Here is a 23,602-nt window from a genome sequence, read left to right as displayed (position 1 = left end):
TCATCCGCAGATTATGCATGAATATTTAAAATTCTTCGGTACAAATAATCAGCAAGAAATAGATCGTTTTTTGATTTATGAAAGAGATCTAATAAAAAAAATAATTAAAATTTAAAACAATATAACATAACAACCATTTTTTGTTTTTCGAAAAAAATAATGTAACCCAAACTTAACAATTCAAAAATAGTATGAAGAACGCAAATAATTATAGAAAAAGGCTGAATCCATGCTTCAAATTAAAAAATATAGTAACCAACATACACAATTCCCAGAAGTGCAAAATATATTAAAAACGCTTCATCAAGCGATCTTCATGACACCAGAGGGTTGTGATTTGAATGACATTGCTCAAGCCTATGCCCCCGATGATGCTGCAAGCAAACGGGTTTTGATCTATTTTGATGAAGAAAAACCTGTTGGATTTTTATGTATGCAACGTTATGAAGTCAAAAAGAATGACAAGACAATGAATGTTTTTCGTGGTCAAGCAGGTCTTCTTAGCGCCTATCGAAAATCAAATCTATTAAAATTCCAATATATTTACTTCATCATTTCTCAAATGATCCGCCACCCAGCACCATCGTATTTTTTTGCTGTGTGTTTACATCCCTCAAGTTATCGTGCAATTACACGATATGCTTTCAAAAAAAATACATGGCCTACTCGCCTAAACCTCGATAACAATACAGAAATGCAAGACCTTTGCACCCTATTCTCTCAGCAATTCAATTATCAACTTTCAAAATCTGGCCATGTTTTTATTTATAACGATGGTCTTGGAGGAACACGCGGTTGTAAGCACGAACACGATAATATGAATGAGGATGCTGCATTTTTTTTGAATCACAATGCCGGATATATCAATGGTGATGGCATGTTAGTGATTGCGAAAATCACTGCCTTTGAGGTGTTTTACCGTTTAACTTGTCATACTTTGGGTAAAATGAATCGCAATAAATATATTCAATGGACAAAACAGCGACAATAGTAGTCCCGCTTTAAACGCATCTAGCACATATTGCTCACCACAATGTTGCTTAATCATCGGTAAGAATGCATCACAGGACAGTACACCTGTGGTGCTAATTGCTGCTTGTGGTTGATGTCTTCCAAAAATCTGTAGAAAAATGATGGAAAACATCCCTCTAATCATATCCACAATTAAAGCTTGAACTGCCAATAAGGGATTTAGTTTCTGTGAAATCATTGCAGCAGACAGACTTGCCCAACCGAATCCAGAAAGCAATACAGCACTTTCCTTCCAAATTATCAGCATAAAGCAGGCAAATATTGTATTTGCCAATACCATTATGATTGGGAGTTTAAAATCATGCCATTGCAATGTTTTGATGTTAAATGCTGATACAAAAACTCCGATCAAAAATAGAATAATGTAGATCAGAACGTTTTGAATACTTAAAGCTATTTGCTCATCTATTAAATCCATTCGATAAGTGAATATCCCTCCCAAAAATACCAAAATAAGCAAAAGATAAACTGTCAATATTTTAATGATATCCTTGATTTGGATTGTTTTACGTTTGCTGTTTTCCTGTTGTTTCTTCTTATAAAATAGAGAACTAAACCAGTAAGTAAATGCGCATACCCCGAGTGCGAGAATAACTAACTTGCTCAAAACAGCTTTAGGATTTTCTAATGCGAGTAGGTTTGGCGCTGCGAAAACTGTGCAAAAAAATATAAATAAAATCAGGGCTAAAAAAAATACTTGTTCAATGTACTTGTTGGGATGAAATTTACGACCATATAGATAGCCAAAAATGATGATGATAAGATCCAATCAGACTTCCAAAATTATTTTTATACGTATCGCTTAGATTAATTCATAGATATAAAATTAATATGACAAAATGTTTCTGATAGAGCATCGTCATGTCTCATCACTTTTGGTTGCTAGGTTTTAATTTTAAAACTTAATTTCGCCCAGCTATCGACCATAGTTTACTTCGTGGTGTTGATTTCTAATACAGTTCAATTTCAATCTTTCAACGTGTTTAGCACATCTCTTTAAAACAACTAATCACATTTTTAAAATATCACTCACAATTCTATAATCGTTTTTCATTTGAGATCACCTAATATATTTTTAAAACTACAAAAGAGAATGTGATGGCTTACAATCATAAAGACCTCGATAACATCCCACGTAGAAGCTCTCGTGTTAACTCTCAAAGTTTTGATTACTCTTTGGACTTTAAAAAAATTAATTTCAGAGAAAGGCCAGAACTCTATCGTATTGGTCGTGGTGAACAAGGTGTATTACTCGTCGAACCCTACAAATCTGAAATTCTACCTTTTTGGAAATTTGCAGATGAAGATAAAGCTAGAGAGAGTTCTAATAAGATTTATCAACTCTTTCTTGAATATTTAGCAGTCGATGATTTTGTCGGTGCAGATATGGCTCGTAAATTTTTACAAATGGGTTATACCCGAGCGAGACGTTATGCCAACCATAAAGGTGGAAAAAAATATAAAGGTCCTGTACCTAATGACAAAAAAGGTTTAAGTGGTGCTCACGGGCGTGAAGAACTACCACGCCAACAAGAAGACGCTATTAAGGCTGCAGCAGCACGAATTTTTAAAGTGAAATGGGATGAAGCTAAACAGCATCCTCACTATATTGCATTAAAAGAACGATTTAAAAACTCAATTGCGAGTCAATAAATACATTCACACACCATTTATAATACAAACAAAACTATTTCTTTAATTTTTATTTACAATAGAAAAATAGAAAGTACAATAGCATTACCAAAAAATGATCACCATTTTTTGCATTTAAAGATAAATAAATCACAAATAATGAGCATGCGCCATGATAACTAAATTTTTAAAATTGGGTTTAATCCTCTCGATGACCACTTTAACAACGACAACTTTTGCCCAACAACATACCGTTTCATTGGGTTATGCTCAGTCTGAAATTGAAAATGCGTTTGATATTCGTGGTGTTCACGCTCAATATCGCTATGAACTCGAGACTCCTTTAAGCGTTATGGCAACAATGTCGTATCAAACTGGTGATGAAACTTGGATTGAACCAGGTGAACGCCAAGATACAGATGTAAAGCATTTTTCTTTGCTAGCAGGCCCTGCATATCGTCTCAATGAAAATTTTAGTGTTTATGGTGTTGTCGGGATCGCGCATTCAAAAGTTGAAAGTTCATATCGCGCCTTGAACATATACGAAAACATGGATCTAAGTGAAACAGCATTTGCATATGGTGTTGGTATTAATATTAACCCTGCTCCGCAATATGCGATCAATATCGGTTATGAAGGCACTAAAGTTGATGGGGCTAAATTTGATGGGTTCAACATCAGCGCAGGTTATCGTTTCTAATTCAGCTTGAATACATAGAGAATTAAAAAAGAGGCTTTTTGCCTCTTTTTTATCAAAATCACTGGATAATGTTTATACATTATTTGGATAGCGATAAATAGAAGAATCCTATATAGCTAGAGTAAGTCTTATTATTCTACTTAGGATGTTTCATGCAAAAAAGAAAACTTGGACAAACTGATTTATTCATCGCACCCATCGTATTCGGAGGAAATGTATTCGGTTGGACGGTTGATGAAAAACAAAGTTTCAAAATTTTAGATGCACTGTATGAGCGTGGATTTAACACCATTGATACAGCAGACTTCTATTCCATTTGGGCACCAGGCAATCATGGTGGCGAGTCAGAAACAATCATTGGTAATTGGTTAAAACAAAATCCAAGTAAACGTGAAGACATCGTGCTATTTACTAAAGTCGGTTTAGATATGGGGATTCCTGATCATCAAGGTTTATCTGAACGATGGATTATGCAAGCAGTTGAAGACTCACTTAGTCGTTTAAAAACAGATTATCTTGATCTTTATTTTGCACACTGGCCTGATGAAAACACACCTCATGAGGAAACATTATCAGTATTTTCAAAGCTCAAAGATCAAGGAAAAATTCGCGCCTATGGCACTTCTAATTTTTCAGCTGATCAATTAGACGCTTCTATTCAAGCTGCACAAAAGATTGGTGTGCAACATTATCAGGTTCTTCAACCTGAATATAATCTTTACGATCGCGATGTATTCGAACAAACACTGCAACCCATTTGTGAACGCCATCAAATTGGTGTCGTAAGTTTTTATAGTCTGGCTAGTGGATTTCTATCTGGGAAATATTCGTCATTAGACAATATTCAAGGGCGTCAACGTGCAGATACGCTTGTAAAATATTTTGATGAGCGAGGCTTAAACCTTTTAGATAAGCTCAGAGAAGTGGCATCGCGCCACAATGCGGCACCTGCTGAGGTAGCTTTGGCTTGGTTACTTGCGCAAAAGCATATTTCAGCACCAATCGCCAGTGCAACAAACCTTGAACAAATTACCCAATTTTCAAATGCAGTGAATCTTCAACTCTCACCAGAAGACATGCAAATTCTTTCAATAATGTAAATATAAAAAAGAGGCTATAAGCCTCTTTTTTCTCGGGACCAAACATTTATGCTTCAGTAGGTTTTTTGAGTTCCGTCATCGGCCAACGTGGCGTCGTTGTCACGGCTAAGCCATCATGCTGTCCTGTTTTTAAGCGTTGATATCCAGCAAAAGCAATCATGGCGCCATTATCCGTACATAACGCTGGTTCAGCATAATATACTTGAGCTTTTATTTTAGCTAAATCTGCTTCAAGACGTTCACGAAGACGCTTATTGGCACTCACACCACCAGCAATGACCAAACGCTTAAGACCAGTTTGTTTTAATGCTTTAACTGATTTTTTGACCAATGTATCAACAATAGCCTCTTGAAAACTCGCAGCAATATCAGCGTCTCGGTTTTCTTCACCTAATTTTTTCATTTGGACAGAAACTGCTGTTTTTAAGCCGCTAAATGAAAATTCCAAACCTTGATGCAACATAGGGCGTGGAAATTCAAAAGCAGTGGCATCACCTTGCTCAGCAAGTTTAGAGATATTTGGACCGCCTGGATAAGGCAACCCCATCATCTTAGCAACCTTATCGAATGCTTCACCCGCTGCATCATCGATCGACTCACCTAAGATTTCATAATGACCAATATCATATGCCGCCATTAATTGTGTATGCCCACCCGAGACCAACAAAGCGACAAACGGAAATTCCGGTGGAGTAGCTGATAAAAGAGGCGCCAACATATGCCCTTCCATATGATGCACACCAATCGCTGGTTTATTTAACGCAAATGCAAGCGTACGACCAAATAATGCTCCAGTCATGAGTGCACCCATTAGGCCTGGACCACGTGTATAAGCCACCGCATCAATCTCAGATTTTTTGATTTGACTTTCTTCAAGCAATTGATTGATTAAAGGAATTAATTTACGAACATGATCGCGGGATGCCAATTCAGGTACCACTCCACCATATTCAGCATGCAATTTAATCTGACTATATAACACCTGTCCTCTTAAGCCGACTTCGCTGTCATAGAGTGCGAGACCAGTTTCATCACACGACGTTTCTAAGCCTAAAACGATCATTAAATTGCCTTTAACCCATTTCAAAATATTGCTAAAGCTATTATAGACTTGTGATATGAGATGTAAATGAGTAAAATACTGACCTTCACTTGTGACTCAGCGCAATTCGGCGCTTAGTCTTATCCATAAACTAGAGGATTCTTCATGCCACAAGTTAAATTGAAAGAAGGCGAACCAGTAGACGTAGCTATCCGTCGTTTCAAACGCTCATGCGAAAAAGCGGGTGTTTTAGCTGACGTTCGTAAACGTGAATTCTACGAGAAACCAACTCAAGAACGTAAGCGCAAAAAAGCTGCTGCTGTTAAACGCTACCAAAAAAAATTGGCGCGTGAATCAGTACGTACTACTCGCCTTTACTAAGATTAATTTGTGATTGACTGCTCGGATATATAAATGACTACTTTAAAAAACCAAATTACTGACGTTTTGAAAGCAACAATGCGTGCTAAAGAAATGGATAAGTTAACGGTGATTCGTAGTCTCCAAGCAGCAATTAAGCAAATCGAAGTCGATGAACGCGTAGAACTAGATGATAGTCGAGTTCTCGCGGTCATTGAAAAACAAATCAAGCAACGTAAAGAATCGATTAAAGCTTTTGAAAGCGCTAATCGACAAGACTTAGCTAGTAAGGAACAAGCCGAGGTTGAGGTTTTATCTCAATTTCTACCAGCAGCTATGACTGAGGAAGAACTTGATTCAATTATTGCGCAAACGATTGCTGCGCAACAAGCTACTAGCATGAAAGATATGGGTAAGGTGATGAATTCTCTACGTCCGATCATAGCCGGACGTGCCGATCCTGCACAAGTTTCGAGTAAAATTAAAGCTCAACTTTCTTAACTTTTCGTATTATGTTTGATTTGGTCTATTTAATAATGTCATTAAATAGTCCAATCTAAATCACGTATCCCCGATTTTATTACAACAATACTTTTAGTTTTTCACTTTCTGATTATTTAAACTCACATTGAATATTATATCTTTGTAAAATCTGCATTTCTTTAGATCGTTTTACTTTCTCAACAACATCCTGTTTACTCATTCTAGAGTAGGAAAATGGTAAATCCTTTCGATATTTATCCACCACCTGATAAAAGCCATCGACATAAGTTCCAACAATGACACAATATCTTTGAGTCTGATCAACACTAAACTGTGTTGTATTTGGGGCTAGTGTTTTTAGAAAATGCCTCATATCGGCATTATATTTTTGTGATACAACTTCAATTTCTTGTGTAAATTTAACAGGAAGTGTTTCCGCATGAGTGAACACACCTACCCCAAACAACATCATAAAAAATAGTGGCAATTTCATTATTAGATTCAATCACATAATTTAAAATATTTATTCATTCATCATTCTAAAAAAATCTAACCATTAAGAATGAATAGTTTCAATAAAGTTAGGTTTGTATTCCTGGAAAAACTCTTCATAAGGTGGCGGTATTTTCCCTTCAACCACAGAACCGAGCCTTAAACGTATAACGCCTGGTAAATCAAGCCGATGTGGATATAAAGGACTTCCGCATTCACCACAAAATACTCTTGCCTTTAACTCGGTATGAAAATAAGACTTAAGCACATCTTCACCAGAAATTAACTCGAAGTTTTCAAGCGGGATCGGGCTATTCCATGCAGCAAAACTGCCTTGAGCCAACTGACAGTGCTTGCAATAGCACAAAATACTTTTCTCAAGATCACCATGATAAATATATTGCACCTTCCCACATAAGCATTGACCTTTTATCATTTAAACCTCTTATAATTTTTGTTGACGCTCATCCTGCATCATCCGCAGCCTTTGATTGATGACTGCACTCATAGAGTTATTTTCCTTGGCTAAACGCTGAGCATGAATGAGTGAGCGAATCGCATTCTCTTCCGCTCCCTTCCAATATTCAACTTCAGCCCGATATCGCAATACATTTACAGTACGTAAAGGATTTTTAATATCTAAATTTGCCGCTTGTTGTCGGATGAACCATGCTTGCGTATCACGATTATTGATTTGGATAAATTTATTCGCCAATCTTTCAGCAGCAACAAAATTTCCCTGTCGAATATAAATTTCAGCTAATTTATAACTTAAAGCACGATTTTCAGGCGTTATTCGTTGACGCACCAATATCGTTTCCTGCGCAGAATCAAATTGATTGGTCGCCAAGTAGATATCTGCTTGAATAAGCGCGATAAGCTGATGATTTGGCTGAATTTTCTTAGCAGCCTCAATTTCTTTTTGTGCTAGATCAAAATCTCCTCGCTTTAAATAAAAAGCAGACAGTGCAATTCTTCCAGCCAATGCATTTGCTCTCACCACTCCCTTTAACTGTTCCTCATTGGTTTGATTGGTCACAACTGCGGTATACCACTTGATCTGATCAAACTCAGAGAGTGTGTTGCTATACGGAACTTTAGGAAGTTGATCTGCTCGTAAACGTGCCTCACTCATGCGCTGAGTAGTCAAAGGATGTGTTAACCAAAAATCAGGAAGATAACTAATTTTTGGAGTCGCACGATTCATGGTTTCAAAAAACTCAGACATACTGTACGGGTTATATCCGGCACGATACATCAATTGCATTCCAATACGGTCTGCTTCACGCTCTTGATTACGACTATAACTTAACTGTCGATCCACCAATGCAGCCTGCGTTCCCATCATCAGTGCAGCACCTGCATTACCATCAGCTTGTGATGCAATTGCAGCACCCACAATGATACCAGCGAGTGCAAGCAATCCCTGCCCTTTAAAAGCCTCTTGAGAACGGCTGAAGTGTCTTTGCGAGACGTGTGCCACCTCATGAGCAACCACACCCGCAACTTCATCCATATTCTTTGCCGACGTAATTAACCCACTATTCAATGCAAATAAACCACCAGGTACAGCAAAGGCATTAATTTGTGGATCATTTACAATCACCAAAGCAATTGGTTGACCCAACTGTGTTTGCGCAATAATTTTTCGGAATACAGCCATAAATTGATCTTCCAACCAAACATTGTTTAACACTGGAAGTTGTTGCTGTACTTGACGATAGACTTTTTCACCGATCATTTTTTCTTTTTGTTGATCGATAAATCCAACACCACTATTAATATCAGGCACTTCAAATTGAATTTTATTGGCACTGTAGAGTTCATCAGCCACCGCTGAAAAACTCGAACTCGCTATCAATAAAGCCAAAATGATCTTCTTCAAACCTGTATTCCTAAACGTGTACTCCATCGACTATAACACTGAATGATGTGAAGATTAATGATGAACTGTTACGTTTATTATTACGCTCAAAAGACTTTACTTATTCACAATATATAGAGGCTCATCCCCATCTAAGGCTTTTACCAGATTATCATAAGCAAGATTTGCCATTTTCATTCTGGTTTCTGCTGTCGCCGAACCTACGTGCGGCAATGTCACTACATTTTCCAATTGAAACAATGGTGATTCTTGGAGCGGCTCTTTCTGATAAACATCTAAACCAGCAGCAAAAATTTTGTGATTTTCAAGCGCCTCAATCAAGGCCGACTCATCCACAACTGATCCTCTAGCAATATTCACAAACACAGTATGTTTTTGCATTTTCTCAAATTGAGCTTGACCGATCAGCGCTTTCGATTGCTCATTTAAATCGACTGCAATGACGATAAAATCAGACGTTGAAAGTAAAGTATCAAGATCACAATATTTCGCCTTTAAAGGCTCAGCTCGCTCTATACATGGCTTCCGGTTATGGTATTGAATATTCATATTAAAACCGTAAAAACCACGTCTAGCTATCGCAGCACCGATATGACCTAAGCCAATGATACCGAGCGTTTTCCCATAAATATCTTGACCAAATTGTGCTACACCGGCGGTACGTGTCCAATTCCCCTGCTTTGTCCAAGAATCTAAATGTGTCACTTTACGAGCCGCACTCATCAATAAGGTAAAAGCCAAATCAGCAGTCGTCTCTGTCAACACATGAGGCGTATTGGTCAACCAAATATCCTGTTGTTTTAAATATTCAACGTCGTAATTATCATAGCCGACACTGACCGAAGAAATAATTTTAAGTTTTTTTGCGGTCTTTAAGTTGTCTTGATTTAAACGACGCCCAGCGCCTATCATCCCATCTGCATCTGCAACTTCTCTTAAAAGTTGTTCATTAATGTCACCCTGTTTCGGATTAATTTGAACGACCTGATATTTCGATTCTAATTGATTTAATATTTTCGGATCTATCTGACTAAATACCACAACCTTTTTTTTCATAAAACTCCCTCTTTAGATCCAGTATCGATTTAATTTTTAATTAAGTTCCACAAGCGACGCTTTAACAATGGCTGCTCAATCATGTCTTGTAAACTTGCTATCTGCATATGCTGCGTCGTCGAAATATGCGGCAAATGCCCTAAGCTCAATATCTTTTTATCAACAGATAATGCATCGATAAAACCCTGTATAAATACCTCAGCACCTCTTCCATCTTGGAATTGTGTGAAATTAAATGGCCATTTTAAATCGTAAAACTGTGAACTCACACTACGCTGGATATTCACCCATAAGTTTTCTTGTTCTGTGGTGAGCGATGTAGCATCTAGCAGAATAGTATGTGTTTTAGTGATCATCGCTTGAATTTCAAAAGCATCGATTACAAGCGGTTGACGCTCAACAACCTCATCTTGAGACTGTTTGTCATTTTCCACAGACTCTCGAGAAAGCTGCACACCGTCTGGATTACTTTTTAATTGAAGCGAAGAATCATCTTTATTTAGCTGTTCAGCTTGTGAAGCTGGTTTTGTTATGAACTGTTCTGATTGAGGTTGCGCAAATTCAGGAAAAGATACATCTGTTGGATGATTTTCTTCAACTTGATCGCGATATAACGAAGGTTTGTAATGACGTGTTTGTGCCGTATTTTGTGGAATCCATATATCGATTCCCATCACAGCTAAGAGGCTTCTTTGATGCTCTAACATATTCACATTCATTACAGATGGACTGGCATGAGGGCTGGGTATTCTACCCACTTTTTTAATCTTTTACTGAACTTTTAATCCGCAAACAATCATAACTTAATTTCATTTCTGACGCATTAATATCCTTGCAGCTTTTAAATTCAGAATGCATTGATAGCTAAACAATAATGACGCTGTTTTTCTTATGCATTTGATCCACAATTTCATCACTTTCAAATCCAAGTCGCCAATATAATAATTCAAGTACATCCAACTCATCTTGTGTAATAATTCGATCATTCCATAAACATAATTCAGCAACACCCAAAATACTCAACCGATCTCTCAACAACAATCCAGCAATATCATTAAGAATTTCACCTAAGTCGATAGGTTCATCTGAAATTTCTTCATAAAACTCAATTTCATCACGAGTTAAAATTCGTTCTAAGATTTGGGTTCTAACTTCAAGCTGATTAGCAGTATTTAACTGCTGAACATGTAATAACGCATCTATTAGCCTAACAATTTGCGGCTTAGCATCCTCAATTGAGGTTGGACGATGTATTGGCAATAAATCCAGTTGAGACTTCACCTTTTCAATCAGTAAAGCATCCAAAAGCCCAATTTCACCATCTTCTTGAATAATTTTAGCCAATTTAGTAATGAACTGACGTGCACTTGTAGCAGGCATATTTCCCAATTGCCTACATGCCTCATGAAAAATTTGAATATGCACTCGTCCATCTATATTTAACAGTGAGTCGACAATTGCACGACTCACAGGTGCATCAGAAGGAATAAATTCACGGTATTGCCGAATCATTAAAATCGCAATCATCACTTCACGCGCACCAGTCGAAGTTTGCAAAGCCCTTTGAATGAGTTCTGGACGTTTCATCTGCTGTCTAACTTCACTATTTAAGGGTTTGATGGCATCCTTAATTGCAAAGCTGATCGGTGATAATCTTAATAATGGAAGTGGCTGTGGTGACATCCATGGATTATATTCTTCAGCAATAGATTCCTCTAAAGAACGCATTAAACTAAATAGTGGTTGATTGCGTAATTTTTGTAAATTTTCTAATTGAATATCCTCAAGTAAATTCGGATTTAATTCATATATACGGTCTTGAATACAAGGTTGGATATTCAACCAACTTTGAGGACTAAGTGAGTTAGCAAAGCACATATGAGAAATAGCTTCAGAATATTCACTATGAATCTGTGATCCTGCGTGATGAACATAGATTCTCAATAAGGTTTGAATATTAGCATTACTACTCAATAATCGTCTTGTCATTGCATCGTTATACAATGTTCGACTACCCAAAGTGATATATTTCATCAGACGCGTAATAAAGACGCCTAAACTACCAATTAACCATATGACTCCACCGATCGCCACAAAAGTTGTTTCCAAACTATCTCTCAATTGATCCCGATTACGTCGAAATCCCTGCTTCGCGATTTTACTGCCCCATTGGCTAAAGGTAATTAACCCACTGTATAAAATTTTAAGACGAGTATTTTCTCGAGTTTCACCCGATAAAATTTTATGGAATTCATGACCCAACAATCCATAAAGCTCTAACTCATCAAGATTTTGTAGCGCCCCCCAAGTCAGAATAATCACAGTATCTTTGGGATGAAAACCCGCAGTCAGTGCATTAACCCCTATTTCATCGGGTAAGACATAGAGTGTAGGTGTATCAATTGAGAATCGATGTGCTAATTTTTCAGCAAGCCTAAGCGCTGTACTTTCTTCTGGAGTACTTTCAATAAAAGTGAGTTGTCGTGCTTTCAATTGTTTTGCGAGCGTATGACCACCAGAGCGGAAGACATAAAACTCATAAACGACAGAACCACCAATAATGCTAATCAATAGCACCATCATATATGGACTGAGAAAATGCCACCAAATGGACTCTGAAGGATCAATATAATAAACCAACAATCCGAGCGTCGTGTTTAAAATGATAATTGCGAGCACAATAACAATTAAACATACGCTTAATGACCACAGCATATTTTTGTTTTTAATTAAGTAACCACTCACATCTTTCAATGTAAAATTTCCTCATTACATTGTCTTGTGATCATAAATTAAAAAAGCGGGAAATACCCGCTTTTTCAAATAGAAAACTATAAATTAATTTTCTTTAATACCACTCAGATCAACTGAGGCTGCATCAATATTTAGATCGATATAACCATCTTTCGTTTTCTTGGCAGAGTCATTACGCTTGCGCTCTAAACCATCGAGATACGACTCATCAATGTTACCCGCAACGTAAATACCGTCAAATACTGAGCAGTCAAAGTCAGTTAACTCAGGTACTTTTTTCGTACGAACAGCTTGCTTTAAATCTTCCAAATCTTGGAAAATCAAACGATCAGCACCAATCATTTCACGAATTTCTTCAACATCACGATTTGAAGCAATTAATTCGTTTTTAACTGGCATATCAATACCGTAGACATTCGGGTATTTCACCATTGGTGCAGCAGATGCAAAGAAAACTTTTTTAGCACCAGCATCACGTGCCATTTGAATAATCTCATTACACGTTGTACCACGCACAATCGAGTCATCTACAAGCAAAACGTTCTTATCTTTAAACTCTAATTCAACTGGATTAAGCTTTTGACGTACAGACTTTTTACGCAACTGCTGACCCGGCATAATGAAGGTACGACCGATATAACGGTTTTTCATGAAACCTTCACGGAACTTCACACCGAGTGTATTGGCAAGTTCTAAAGCAGATGTACGCGAAGTATCTGGAATAGGAATGACAACATCAATGTCATGCTCCTCGCTCCATTCACGCAGGATTTTCTGCGCCAACTTCTCACCCATTTTCAAACGTGCTTTGTATACCGAAATTCCATCAATGATGGCATCTGGACGAGCAAAATAAACATACTCAAAAATACATGGGCTATGGTGTGGGTTAGCCGCACATTGCTTCGTGAATAGATTTCCCGCATCATCAATAAAAATTGCTTCACCTGGCATCACATCACGTTCAACTTTAAAACCAAGCGCTGTTAAAGCAACTGATTCGGAAGCAAGAATATATTCAACACCATCATCAGTATCACGCGATCCCAAAATTAAAGGTCGAATACCATTTGGATCACGAAAACCAACTAAACCATGACCAGTGATCATCGCAACAACAGCATAACCACCTTTACAACGCTCATGCACACGAGTGACTACATGGAAAATATCATCCGCAGTCGGTGTAAGTTTGCCGCGTTTTTGTAATTCATGTGCAAAAACGTTTAATAACACTTCTGAATCTGAATCAGTATTCATGTGACGTAAATCTGTTTTAAACAGATCATCATGAATCTCGTCAGCATTGGTTAAATTACCATTGTGCGCTAAAGTAATACCATAAGGAGAGTTTACGTAAAATGGTTGTGCTTCAGCGCTACTCGATGAGCCAGCTGTTGGATATCGCACATGACCAATTCCGTAATTACCTAACAATGCACGCATATGACGTGTATGAAATACATCACGCACCATGCCATTGTCTTTTCTCAAAAAGAGACGACCATTATGGCATGTCACAATCCCTGCAGCATCTTGTCCACGATGTTGTAACATCGTTAATGCATCAAACAACATTTGGTTAACAGGTGATTTACCAGCTATACCAACAACTCCACACATAGCAACCTCGCAGACAAGCTAGGATTAATAAAAAGGATTATTCGTTGAATGAGATGACGAATCATCTTGTTCAGAAGATGATTGACGAGAAGAATCTGATGATTGATTCGACTCTTCTGATTTCATATGACTTAAAGCTTTTGACGCTGTCTCTTTGGTGTACTCAGTCGCTAAAGGCGCGTAAGGCAATAAAGTTTGAATAAACTTAGATTGTTTCCAATGTGGAGAGCTCTCTACAAATGAACCAATCCCTTGCATAGTAATGAGGACGATTAAGAGACCTTTCAAGGTGCCAAATGCACCACCTGCCAATCGATTTAATGGACCAAGCTTTAAGCTTTTCAGCAACCGATTTAATATTGCAGTGACGATCCAAGTCAAAACAACAATAATCAGAACAATAAAAGCAAATGCCGCTATTTTTTGAACCACAGGATCTTGACTGAGTGCGGACATTGAAGGCGCAATTTGACCCGCAAATTTTGCACCCATAATGAGTGCAAAAATCCATCCTACCAAGTTCGCAAAGGCTTTAACGAATCCTTGACGCAAACCGTTAAGCCCTCCAATGAGCAGAATAATCAGTATAAAGATATCGATGGTATTCATAGATTAGGTCATAGCTTGTACGCAATCTTTAATCAGTTTTGGCCCTGTATAAATTAGACCACTGTAAATTTGAACCAATTGCGCACCCGTTTGCTGTTTAGTCGCGGCTTGATCACCACTAAGAATACCACCAACACCAATCAATGGGATTTGACCTTGAAGTAATTTTGAAAATGCAGATAGACATTGTGTACTTTTTTCAAATACAGGCGCACCAGATAAACCACCTGCTTCATCACCATGCACTAAATTTTCTACACCCTCACGTGACAAAGTCGTATTGGTCACAATCAGACCATCAATTTTAAATTGAATTAATTGAGATGCAATAAATTCAATATCTGACTCAGTTAAATCTGGGGCAACCTTTAATACCAGTGGAACATAGTGTTGATATTGTTCAGCAAGTTCAAGTTGACGATTTTTTAAAGTTTTAAGAAGTTCTGTTAATGCATGTCCACTTTGTAAACTACGTAAGTTCTTGGTATTCGGAGATGAAATATTAACAGTAATATAAGATGCATAATTATAAACTTTTTCTAAACAAATTAGATAATCAGTTACAGCATCTTCAACTGCTGTATCGGCGTTCTTACCGATATTGATGCCTAATACACCTTTATAATTTGCTGCTTTAACATTCTCAATCAGCTGATCTACACCATCATTATTAAAACCCATACGATTAATAATCGCTTGAGCCTCTGGAAGGCGGAATAAACGCGGTTGAGGATTACCAGACTGAGGTCGAGGGGTAATGGTTCCAATTTCGATAAAACCAAAACCTAAACTCGCAAGTGCATCAATATATGCACCATTTTTATCTAAACCTGCAGCCAAACCAACTGGGTTTGGAAATTGAATACCCATACAAGTCACTGGCTTTGGGTCTATTTTTTGACGCATTATGCCAAACTTATATGTCGATTTAAGCATTGATAATGTCAAATCATGTGCACGCTCAGGCGCCAATGAAAATAGAAATGGACGAGCAAGCGAATATAACATATCTCAAAAACTGCGGTTTTTTAAGTTGCCACATTATAGGCTGAGTATGCCCAAAACGCTATGCCTGTCATAGGTTTATTTTCACCACTTACTGTACTGATGCTGTTAATTTAATCGCAGCTCCAGACTTAATAAGTTCCAATTTTTCAACACTTAAACCCATTTGAACCAATTGGGTAAGAAAATTTGCGAGGATCGCGTAGTTTTCATGCTCAGCACTGATCATCAATTTATTATCGCTTGGTTGTGTGACCACAGATAATCCTGCTTGTTGTGCCACACGCTGAATTTTATCCGAAGGTGTTAGGCTTAAATCTGTTGAAGATTTCATTGTCACCACATTGGATTGCATCCACACCAATGTGTCTTTCAGTTCATTCAATCTTTTTTGCTGATTATCTGCTGCTTCGTGCATTTTCCACAAAGCAGATCCAATTGATGCGACGACAACGATAATCGTTGCAGCGATGACAAGTACACGCTCACGCACACTCAATGACGATAAATAGTCATCAATCTTTTCAAATAATTGATCAAATTGATTTTGAAATTTTTCTAAAGTTTTCATTATTGTACTTTCACCAAACCAACGACCATTTTATCCTGAGTTTGCACATTCCCAAGTTCAGCTTTGAAGCCTTGCTGATTCATTTGTTGAATTAGATTTTGTAATTTTTCGGATGAGTCCGCCACCAAATCCATACTCAATCCAGATGCTTCATAAGAAACACGATTTGCGATGATTTGATGTTGCATTAAAATCGGACCTACACGGCTGATTAACTGTAAGACTTCAGTGTTTGCAGGTTTACTCATCCGCAAATTACTTTCAAATTGGCTTCGCAAATTTTGCTCATTGAGACGACTATTGGGTCCAAACCAAGATTGATATTGCTCTACCGCAACCAAAGCCGTTTGATCAGATACTTTTTTTAACTTTACCCAACGCACTAGATCATAACTGAATTGCACTACAAGCAAACCCACAAGCAGTGCTGCGCATGCTTTCCAATAGCCTGAGATTCTACCCTCTGTGTTTTTTGCTTTAGGCAAAACATTGAATGGATGATTCTTTAATTTTTTTTCAGCTTTAAATACATAATTAAAGCTTTCCCGCTCATTTTGTTCCGTTGCATGAATCAAACTCATCATCTGATCATCATTTAACCAATCATGCAAAATATGTATAGGCTTTGGCAGTAGATCTAAAAACAATGCTAAATCATCAATCGCAAAACCTTGATTTGATCCCGTTCTCGCCAATAAATGCCCATGAATATTAGCTAAAATAGTTTGTCCGTGTTCTGGCACTGGCAAGACCAAAAAATCAGGTAATAGCGCAACCACTTTCACCGGAATCAAGTTCAGAGCATGTTGCATTGTTTGGACTTGGTATTGACTGATCCCCATTACTGACAATTGATCTGGTGCCTCAAATTGAGTAAGCACTTTCATCTGATCAATGGAGTGAATGGTATATTCTTCAAGTAAATATTTAGCGCCTTCGCTTCCAATTTGCTTGAATTGCGCTTTGGGCATATTCTGTTGAATAATTTGCACATCATGACTTGAAAAGAATACAACAGCTTCTTGTCCATGATACGGTTGAGTATCTTGAATCAACTCTTCTAGCGTTGTTGATGAATTCCAATTTTCACCATTTGACCAGAGCCAAACCCCATTCGACACTGGCATCCATAAATACAACATTAATTTTATTCTGCCGTTTTATTCATTAAACACTTATGGTTATTAAGCTGACGGTACAAAATGTTTTAATTTTGTGGAAAGTCCCGCAGCAATGACTGTCTGATCATAAATCCGCGCTTCAGCAAGTGCAAAAGGATTAAAAAATTCAGACGTAATAATTTCTTCAATATATGCCACAACATTCATATGACATACAACCACAATATTCTCAAAAGGTAGTTGAGATAACCACTCAACTGCAACTTTAGCATCATCGTCAGGTTTAATTTTATCACATACTAAAACTTCAACATTTGGAAAGAATTGCTGTATATGTTTTAAAGTTTCCTGCGCCCTGAGCAAAGTACTCACTACAAATATATCAGGTGCTACTACGTCTTTTAAAAAGTGCGCAGTTTGTTCAGCTTGAATATGACCCCGCTCAGTCAGTGGTCGTTTCGAGTCATTACCATTAATTGGTGGAGCGGCTTCACCATGACGAACTAAAGTGAGTTGCATTTGTTTTCCCTAAACCATGTGTCATCCATCATATCTAAACATTATGACAATGATGATAAACCATTCATTAATCTTAAACTTTATGATGTGGCAATACGAATTCAACATCACTTCGATGACCATTCTTCATCAAAGATAATGCAATATGTAATGGTGGTGCACCTTCATAAATCACTTCATAGAGTGCTGTGGTGATTGGCATATAGACATCAAGCTCTTTGGCTCTTGCATTCACTTGCACAATGGTATTAATCCCTTCAGCTGTTTGACCCAGTTCCGTCGTTGCCTGCTCTAAGGTTTTACCTGACCCTAAAGCAAATCCAACTTGGTAATTTCTACTTAAAGGACTATTACACGTTGCGAATAAATCACCAACACCAGACAAACCTAAGAATGTCAGTGGATTTGCGCCTAGCTGTACAGCGAAACGACTCATTTCCGCCAACGCACGTGTCAAAATCATGCTTTTGGTATTTTCGCCAACGTTGTAGGCTGCAGCCATCCCCATTGCGACAGCATAGATATTTTTAAGTGCGCCTCCAAGCTCCACGCCATGTACATCATCGCTTCCAAATACACGAAATAGTGCACTATGTAATGCTTGCTGCACTGCATATCTCACCAATTCAGAATGGCTGGCAATCACTGTTCCAGCAGGCATTCCTGACATAATTTCTTTCGCTAAATTTGGGCCCGAAAGGACGCCGTAAGGTACTTCTGGAAGCTCTTCACGAATAATATCACTCATGAAACTAAAGGTTTTAGCTTCGATCCCTTTTGTGAGTGATACAACCGCCTGAGCAGTAATAAAGGGTTTAATCTGTTTGAGTACATCTCGGAATGAATGGCTCGGAATAGCAACCAAAATAATGTCTCGATCTCGAACAGCCTTTTCAAGATTGGATTCTGCTTTTAATGCTGGCTCAAGGTTGTAATCCGGCAAATATCTTGAATTAACATGTGTTCGATTGATTTCATTCGCAATTTCCTCATCACGAATCCAAATCATGGTGTCACAACCATTTCGCACTGCCGTATTCGCCATGGCTGTACCAAAACTACCACCACCAAGAATCGTAACACGCAAGGCTGTTTTATGATCAATTGCAACTGGCTCGACCAAATCTGAAAACTTTAATTCCGACATTCTTTTAAATCCTAAACATTCTTTTTCTAATCGTTAAATTTGCAATGTTGCAATTACGGCTGCCAAAAACTGACGAATGCATCTGTTTCAATCTCAGCGCGTGGTGCAATCGCCTTAAAAGCAGTCCCTACATAAATGATACCTGAAATTAAATCATGCGTTTGTAGCCCCAGCTTTCTTTTAAATAGATCTGACTCCACAACAGCACCACTGCGCCACATGGTATTGAAACCCTGAGCTTGTAAACTGAGCAAAAGATTTTGTATTGCAGCACCTGAACTTAAAGTTTGTTCAAAATATGGAACTTTCGCATGATCATGAAATCGTGTTACAGCGATAATCAGCATAGGTGCACGCATAGGATGCTGACGTGCGCGTTCAATTTGAATTGAATCAGTTTCACCAAGGTCTGCTACTGCTTCACTGAGTAAAACACCAAATGCTTCTCGTTGCTCTCCTTTCACAACAATAAATTGTGTCGGTTTCAGACGATGATGATCAGGCGCGGTTAAAGCGGCTTGAAAAGCTAATTCTAATTGTTCTGCGTTAGGATGAGGTTCTACCAAATGACCAACGGATTGACGCTGATGAATATTGTCATGCACTACTTGAGAAAATTGATCTGACATTTGAAGACTAATCTTTAAACTAACACTATGTACTTAAGCTTAGCATAAACATTGAAAACTACTCTACAGTTATACTTATACACGAGGCAGCCAGCATAATTACAATCAAACATAAATCAGGCATTTTACTTCAAAATCGATACAAAACATGCTTAATTCTTTGGGATTTAAGCCCTAGCATACATGACTGAGCTCCAAACTTAATATTGCAACGCTAGAGGAAAAAGAAAATGAAAAAATTAATGACATTGGCTTCTGTAGCTACTGCAACAATTCTCCTGAGTGCTTGTGTATCAACACCTACTGAAACACTTGCTATTCAAAAACCAAACAATCAATATGAAGTGTCAGGATTAGGCAAAACCCAAGTTCTTGCAAAAAATAATGCAATTTCTGCCGCGAACAAAACTTGTGGTAAGAATTCTGCACCTGTCTTAATTGACGAAAAAACTGAATATAACGGCGCACTAAAAGGTGTTGTGGATGAACAGACTGGTAAACTCATTACTGCAGCTTCATCAGTGCTCGGCTCAGTGATCGGTACTAAAAATACAATCGAAAAAGACACTGACTACCAAACAACAATCACCTTCAGCTGTAATTCAACCCGCTAAAATTTCCTATAAAAAAGTCCCTTTGATGGGACTTTTTTTTATTGAGCAATTAGCAATAACCATCTAAACGTGTCAATGGAATCTTTTGACCAATCGCTTTTTCGATCTCAGGTAAATAAAAAGCATCATCTTCTGACAAGAAACTGATACTCACCCCTCTTGTTCCTGCTCGACCTGTACGACCTATACGGTGTACATAATCATCAGACTGCTCAGGCAGAGTAAAATTAATCACGTGTGACACACCATCCACATGAATACCTCGACCAGCCACATCTGTTGCGATCATAATGTTGTGTTTGCCATTCTTAAATTGATCCAACATCTTTAAACGTTTATCTTGCGCGATTTCGCCAGATAACATAACCACCTTATAACCATCATGCTTAAGATGATCATACAGCTTACGGACTTGATCACGGCGGTTTGCAAATATCATGACTTTTTCAATGGGCTCATCACGCAATATTTCTTGCAGCAATTTGTATTTATCTGATTTCCCAACCACATAAACACGTTGCTCTACGTCAGCATTGGTTTTTTTCTCAGGCTCAATTTCGACAGTAACAGGTTCAAATAACCATTGTTGAGCAAGATTGAGTACATCATAACTAAACGTAGCAGAGAACATTAAGGTTTGACGTTGTTCTTTGCGTGGAGAGAATCGCACAATGCGTTTAACAGAAGGAATAAATCCCATATCCAGTAAACGATCTGCCTCATCAATGACTAAAAATTCAATTTGATCCAACCAAATTTCTTTTTGTTCAGTAAAATCAATCAAACGACCTGGTGTCGCGACAAGAATATCTACGAAATTTTCATCCAGTTGTTTTTTTTGCTTATCGAAGTCTACGCCACCCACCAAAGTCACAACATTTAAGTCGGTAAACTTAGTCAGATCACGTGCATCGTTTTCAATTTGAATCGCAAGCTCACGCGTTGGTGCCATAATTAGAGCTCGGGGTTCACCACGATAACGCTGTGTTTGTATCGGATTGTTCAATAAATCATTAATAACACTAATTAAGAATGCTGCAGTTTTTCCTGTGCCTGTTTGTGCACGTCCAATTGCATCATGCCCTGCCAACGTATATTTCAATACTTTCTGTTGAATGGGGGTCATTTCATTAAACCCTAAAGCATCAATCGCTTGCTTAAGTTGCGGATGTAAATTAAGGGTTTCGAAACCTGATGACATATAAGGGGCTCTACAATCAATATTTGATAATGGTCTATAGTATAAACAAAAAACGCCCCAATTTATCAAAATTGGAGCGCAACCTAATTTTCAGTGAAAAGTAGGATTAGTCTAAAGGCTGAACTTCTTCAGCTTGAAAACCTTTTTGACCTTGTACAACGCTGAATTCTACGCGTTGACCGTCACGAAGTGAACGGTGGCCTTCACCTTGAATAGCACGGAAATGAACGAATACGTCATCACCGCCTGCGCGTTGAATAAAGCCAAAACCTTTAGTATCGTTAAACCACTTAACAACGCCTTGTTCGCGAGCTGTCATAAGTTAATCCTCAGTTGGTAAGAAAAGGGACCACCCGGTGTTGCAAACAGCAGAGCAAACAAATTTTAAAACATTTTTTATTTCAAAGCTTGTAATCATTCTGTAAAACTATTAACAAAATCCCGGTTATATCCATTATAAATAAGGCTTAGAGAACAAATTTCTCTACGCAATCCTTAAGTACGCATTGAGCTTAACATGGGTACAACACAATTAATAGAAAAATTTTAGCTAATTATCTAACTAAAACTTGTATATTAATCACACAAATTTAGTGCAAAAATTGCACTTTATTTGAACAGTTCATTTAAATCATTTAATTTTATTCTTAAGTCACACTTTTGTTAGAATAATGACCAACTTCATTATTCCATCTCGTGTTTTACTATGTCTCAAGTGTTGATCGATGCGATGGGTAAACCTTGCCCTTTACCTTTACTGCTACTAAAGAAATCGATGAAACAAAATAGTGCACCTCAGCAATTTTTATTAAAAGCTTCAGATCCGAATAGTCAAATCGATATTCAACGTTATTGTCAGCTACATAAATTGACATGCGCATTTAAACAAGTTTCGGATTCTGAATTTCATTACGTGATTGAATCTTAGGTGTTTTCATCTAAATTAATCATGGATAAATATTGTATTTAAATTTACATTTCACTACCCAAATTCGCTTAATTCTGTATGCTATAAGGATTAAGATGAATGTAATTGGTTTTTTAAACTATTTTCCTATAAGGAGTACTCATGACTGACAGCAGCAATCAATTGATGCCCCTGTCATTGTCTGCGCCCGGGGTCAATTTAGGTGCTTACATTAGTACTGTAAACCAGATCCCTATTTTGACAGCTGAACAAGAAAAAGAGTTAGCTGAACGTTATTTTTATGACCAAGATCTAGACGCGGCTAAAATGCTGGTGATGTCTCACCTTCGATTTGTTGTGCATATTGCCCGCAGTTACGCAGGTTACGGCTTACCTCAAGGCGATTTAATCCAAGAAGGTAATTTAGGCTTGATGAAAGCCGTAAAACGCTTCGATCCCAATATGGGAGTACGCTTAGTTTCTTTTGCAGTACATTGGATTAAAGCTGAAATCCACGAATATGTGATTCGTAACTGGCGTATTGTTAAAATTGCGACAACTAAAGCTCAACGTAAACTGTTCTTCAACTTAAGAAGCTTAAAAAAATCGAGCAAGAAATTAACGCTCGAGGAAGCGCAATCTATTGCGGCTGATTTAAATGTAACAGCTGAACAAGTTCTTGAAATGGAAGGTCGTTTAACAGCTTATGACGCAGCCTTCGAAGCTCAATCCGATGAAGATGATGAAAGCTCAGTTCATGTCGCTCCTGCGCTTTACTTAGAGGATAATCGTTATGACCCTGCTCGTTTAGCAGAGGAAGAAGATTATGAATCTCAGAGCACCTCTGCTTTACATGAAGCAATGGATCAGCTGGATGATCGTTCACGCAATATTTTACAGCGCCGCTGGTTAGATGATGATAAGTCTACGTTGCATGAACTAGCAGCCGAATATAATGTTTCCGCTGAACGTATTCGCCAGCTTGAAAAAAATGCCATGGACAAGATCAAGATCGCCATGTCATCAAATTAATACGATTACAAAAAAAGAGCTATAAGCTCTTTTTTTGTATTTACGCTATGCAAGTTTAAAAAAATCGTACGTCATGTATGCTATCGTA

Annotated in this window: 27 protein-coding genes; 9 read left to right on the top strand and 18 right to left on the bottom strand. The window is 37.8% G+C overall.

Annotated elements, in window-relative coordinates; translation table 11 throughout:
* Nucleotides 1-229 precede the first annotated feature (229 nt).
* Nucleotides 230-991, top strand: coding sequence for a hypothetical protein (locus AC1M9P_RS03045; RefSeq protein ID WP_481586694.1), 762 nt, complete (start codon nt 230-232; stop codon nt 989-991).
* On the opposite strand, the gene AC1M9P_RS03040 is transcribed toward AC1M9P_RS03045, so the two are convergent.
* The gene (locus AC1M9P_RS03040) at nt 923-1,801 is read right to left on the bottom strand and encodes a LysO family transporter (protein ID WP_481586693.1); all 879 of its coding nucleotides are present in this window, start codon (nt 1,799-1,801) and stop codon (nt 923-925) included. The genes AC1M9P_RS03045 and AC1M9P_RS03040 overlap by 69 nt on opposite strands.
* A 329-nt stretch (nt 1,802-2,130) precedes the next feature.
* On the opposite strand from AC1M9P_RS03040, the gene AC1M9P_RS03035 reads away from it, so the two are divergent.
* From AC1M9P_RS03035 to AC1M9P_RS03025, 3 genes are all read left to right on the top strand, one after another.
* On the top strand, nt 2,131-2,685 hold the full coding sequence (locus tag AC1M9P_RS03035; RefSeq protein WP_481586692.1) for a DUF4385 domain-containing protein: 555 nt from the start codon (nt 2,131-2,133) through the stop codon (nt 2,683-2,685).
* 151 nt (nt 2,686-2,836) lie between these two features.
* Nucleotides 2,837-3,364, top strand: a complete 528-nt coding sequence (locus AC1M9P_RS03030; protein WP_092766154.1) for an Ail/Lom family outer membrane beta-barrel protein — start codon at nt 2,837-2,839, stop codon at nt 3,362-3,364.
* A 152-nt stretch (nt 3,365-3,516) separates the two neighbouring features.
* Nucleotides 3,517-4,464 (top strand): aldo/keto reductase, encoded by a 948-nt coding sequence (locus AC1M9P_RS03025; RefSeq protein ID WP_481586691.1) that lies wholly within the window; start codon nt 3,517-3,519, stop codon nt 4,462-4,464.
* Between the two features lie 46 nt (nt 4,465-4,510).
* Here AC1M9P_RS03025 and tsaD read toward each other — a convergent pair whose 3' ends face one another.
* Nucleotides 4,511-5,527 carry a tRNA (adenosine(37)-N6)-threonylcarbamoyltransferase complex transferase subunit TsaD gene (gene tsaD / locus AC1M9P_RS03020; protein ID WP_481586690.1) on the bottom strand — a complete coding sequence of 339 codons (1,017 nt, stop codon included), beginning with the start codon at nt 5,525-5,527 and terminating at the stop codon, nt 4,511-4,513.
* Nucleotides 5,528-5,671: 144 nt separating this feature from the next.
* Here tsaD and rpsU point away from each other — a divergent pair, with 144 nt between their 5' ends.
* Together rpsU and AC1M9P_RS03010 are read left to right on the top strand one after the other, a co-directional pair.
* The gene (gene rpsU, locus AC1M9P_RS03015) at nt 5,672-5,887 is read left to right on the top strand and encodes a 30S ribosomal protein S21 (RefSeq protein WP_001136722.1); all 216 of its coding nucleotides are present in this window, start codon (nt 5,672-5,674) and stop codon (nt 5,885-5,887) included.
* Nucleotides 5,888-5,920: 33 nt separating this feature from the next.
* Entirely contained in the window at nt 5,921-6,367 is a 447-nt protein-coding gene (locus tag AC1M9P_RS03010; protein ID WP_035268744.1) for a GatB/YqeY domain-containing protein, read from the top strand.
* A gap of 112 nt (nt 6,368-6,479) precedes the next feature.
* On the opposite strand, the gene AC1M9P_RS03005 is transcribed toward AC1M9P_RS03010, so the two are convergent.
* The 14 genes from AC1M9P_RS03005 to AC1M9P_RS02940 all read right to left on the bottom strand — a co-directional run bounded on the left by AC1M9P_RS03005 (nt 6,480) and on the right by AC1M9P_RS02940 (nt 19,760).
* A complete protein-coding gene (locus tag AC1M9P_RS03005) occupies nt 6,480-6,842 on the bottom strand; it encodes a hypothetical protein (RefSeq protein ID WP_481586689.1) in 363 nt (120 codons plus the stop codon).
* A 63-nt stretch (nt 6,843-6,905) separates the two neighbouring features.
* A complete protein-coding gene (locus AC1M9P_RS03000; RefSeq protein ID WP_481586688.1) occupies nt 6,906-7,277 on the bottom strand; it encodes a GFA family protein in 372 nt (123 codons plus the stop codon).
* A gap of 9 nt (nt 7,278-7,286) precedes the next feature.
* On the bottom strand, nt 7,287-8,726 hold the full coding sequence (locus tag AC1M9P_RS02995; protein ID WP_481586687.1) for a M48 family metalloprotease: 1,440 nt from the start codon (nt 8,724-8,726) through the stop codon (nt 7,287-7,289).
* A 96-nt stretch (nt 8,727-8,822) separates the two neighbouring features.
* Entirely contained in the window at nt 8,823-9,782 is a 960-nt protein-coding gene (locus tag AC1M9P_RS02990; protein ID WP_481586686.1) for a 2-hydroxyacid dehydrogenase, read from the bottom strand.
* 29 nt (nt 9,783-9,811) lie between these two features.
* Nucleotides 9,812-10,540, bottom strand: coding sequence for a hypothetical protein (locus AC1M9P_RS02985; protein ID WP_481586685.1), 729 nt, complete (start codon nt 10,538-10,540; stop codon nt 9,812-9,814).
* A 106-nt stretch (nt 10,541-10,646) separates the two neighbouring features.
* Nucleotides 10,647-12,536 (bottom strand): M48 family metalloprotease, encoded by a 1,890-nt coding sequence (locus AC1M9P_RS02980; RefSeq protein WP_481586684.1) that lies wholly within the window; start codon nt 12,534-12,536, stop codon nt 10,647-10,649.
* A gap of 84 nt (nt 12,537-12,620) precedes the next feature.
* On the bottom strand, nt 12,621-14,159 hold the full coding sequence (gene purF, locus AC1M9P_RS02975; protein ID WP_092766147.1) for an amidophosphoribosyltransferase: 1,539 nt from the start codon (nt 14,157-14,159) through the stop codon (nt 12,621-12,623).
* Nucleotides 14,160-14,183: 24 nt separating this feature from the next.
* The gene (locus tag AC1M9P_RS02970; protein WP_179998321.1) at nt 14,184-14,768 is read right to left on the bottom strand and encodes a CvpA family protein; all 585 of its coding nucleotides are present in this window, start codon (nt 14,766-14,768) and stop codon (nt 14,184-14,186) included.
* A gap of 3 nt (nt 14,769-14,771) precedes the next feature.
* Nucleotides 14,772-15,776, bottom strand: coding sequence for a quinone-dependent dihydroorotate dehydrogenase (locus tag AC1M9P_RS02965; protein ID WP_481586683.1), 1,005 nt, complete (start codon nt 15,774-15,776; stop codon nt 14,772-14,774).
* 88 nt (nt 15,777-15,864) lie between these two features.
* Entirely contained in the window at nt 15,865-16,344 is a 480-nt protein-coding gene (gene gspM, locus AC1M9P_RS02960) for a type II secretion system protein GspM (protein WP_035268769.1), read from the bottom strand.
* On the bottom strand, nt 16,344-17,486 hold the full coding sequence (gspL, locus tag AC1M9P_RS02955; RefSeq protein ID WP_481586682.1) for a type II secretion system protein GspL: 1,143 nt from the start codon (nt 17,484-17,486) through the stop codon (nt 16,344-16,346). Before gspL ends, gspM begins: the two co-directional genes overlap by 1 nt.
* A 42-nt stretch (nt 17,487-17,528) precedes the next feature.
* The gene (locus AC1M9P_RS02950; RefSeq protein WP_481586681.1) at nt 17,529-17,984 is read right to left on the bottom strand and encodes a SixA phosphatase family protein; all 456 of its coding nucleotides are present in this window, start codon (nt 17,982-17,984) and stop codon (nt 17,529-17,531) included.
* Between the two features lie 73 nt (nt 17,985-18,057).
* Nucleotides 18,058-19,131: an NAD(P)H-dependent glycerol-3-phosphate dehydrogenase gene (locus AC1M9P_RS02945; protein WP_092766141.1), complete on the bottom strand. Its 1,074-nt coding sequence runs from the start codon at nt 19,129-19,131 to the stop codon at nt 18,058-18,060.
* Nucleotides 19,132-19,184: 53 nt separating this feature from the next.
* Nucleotides 19,185-19,760: a nitroreductase family protein gene (locus tag AC1M9P_RS02940; protein ID WP_481586680.1), complete on the bottom strand. Its 576-nt coding sequence runs from the start codon at nt 19,758-19,760 to the stop codon at nt 19,185-19,187.
* A 230-nt stretch (nt 19,761-19,990) separates the two neighbouring features.
* On the opposite strand from AC1M9P_RS02940, the gene AC1M9P_RS02935 reads away from it, so the two are divergent.
* Nucleotides 19,991-20,374, top strand: a complete 384-nt coding sequence (locus AC1M9P_RS02935; protein ID WP_481586679.1) for a hypothetical protein — start codon at nt 19,991-19,993, stop codon at nt 20,372-20,374.
* A gap of 49 nt (nt 20,375-20,423) precedes the next feature.
* Here the strand turns inward: AC1M9P_RS02935 and rhlB are convergent, their stop codons facing one another.
* Nucleotides 20,424-21,575 carry an ATP-dependent RNA helicase RhlB gene (rhlB, locus tag AC1M9P_RS02930; RefSeq protein WP_035265921.1) on the bottom strand — a complete coding sequence of 384 codons (1,152 nt, stop codon included), beginning with the start codon at nt 21,573-21,575 and terminating at the stop codon, nt 20,424-20,426.
* 106 nt (nt 21,576-21,681) lie between these two features.
* The gene (locus tag AC1M9P_RS02925) at nt 21,682-21,894 is read right to left on the bottom strand and encodes a cold-shock protein (RefSeq protein WP_004824348.1); all 213 of its coding nucleotides are present in this window, start codon (nt 21,892-21,894) and stop codon (nt 21,682-21,684) included.
* Between the two features lie 387 nt (nt 21,895-22,281).
* Between AC1M9P_RS02925 and AC1M9P_RS02920 the strand changes: the two genes are divergently transcribed.
* Together AC1M9P_RS02920 and rpoH are read left to right on the top strand one after the other, a co-directional pair.
* Nucleotides 22,282-22,503 (top strand): sulfurtransferase TusA family protein, encoded by a 222-nt coding sequence (locus AC1M9P_RS02920; RefSeq protein ID WP_035265917.1) that lies wholly within the window; start codon nt 22,282-22,284, stop codon nt 22,501-22,503.
* A 141-nt stretch (nt 22,504-22,644) separates the two neighbouring features.
* Nucleotides 22,645-23,514, top strand: coding sequence for an RNA polymerase sigma factor RpoH (gene rpoH, locus AC1M9P_RS02915; protein WP_035265916.1), 870 nt, complete (start codon nt 22,645-22,647; stop codon nt 23,512-23,514).
* The last annotated feature ends 88 nt before the right edge of the window (nt 23,515-23,602 follow it).

The sequence above is a fragment of the Acinetobacter sp. 25-47-122 genome, from assembly GCF_056779695.1.
This window is presented reverse-complemented; position numbering and strand designations above follow the sequence as displayed.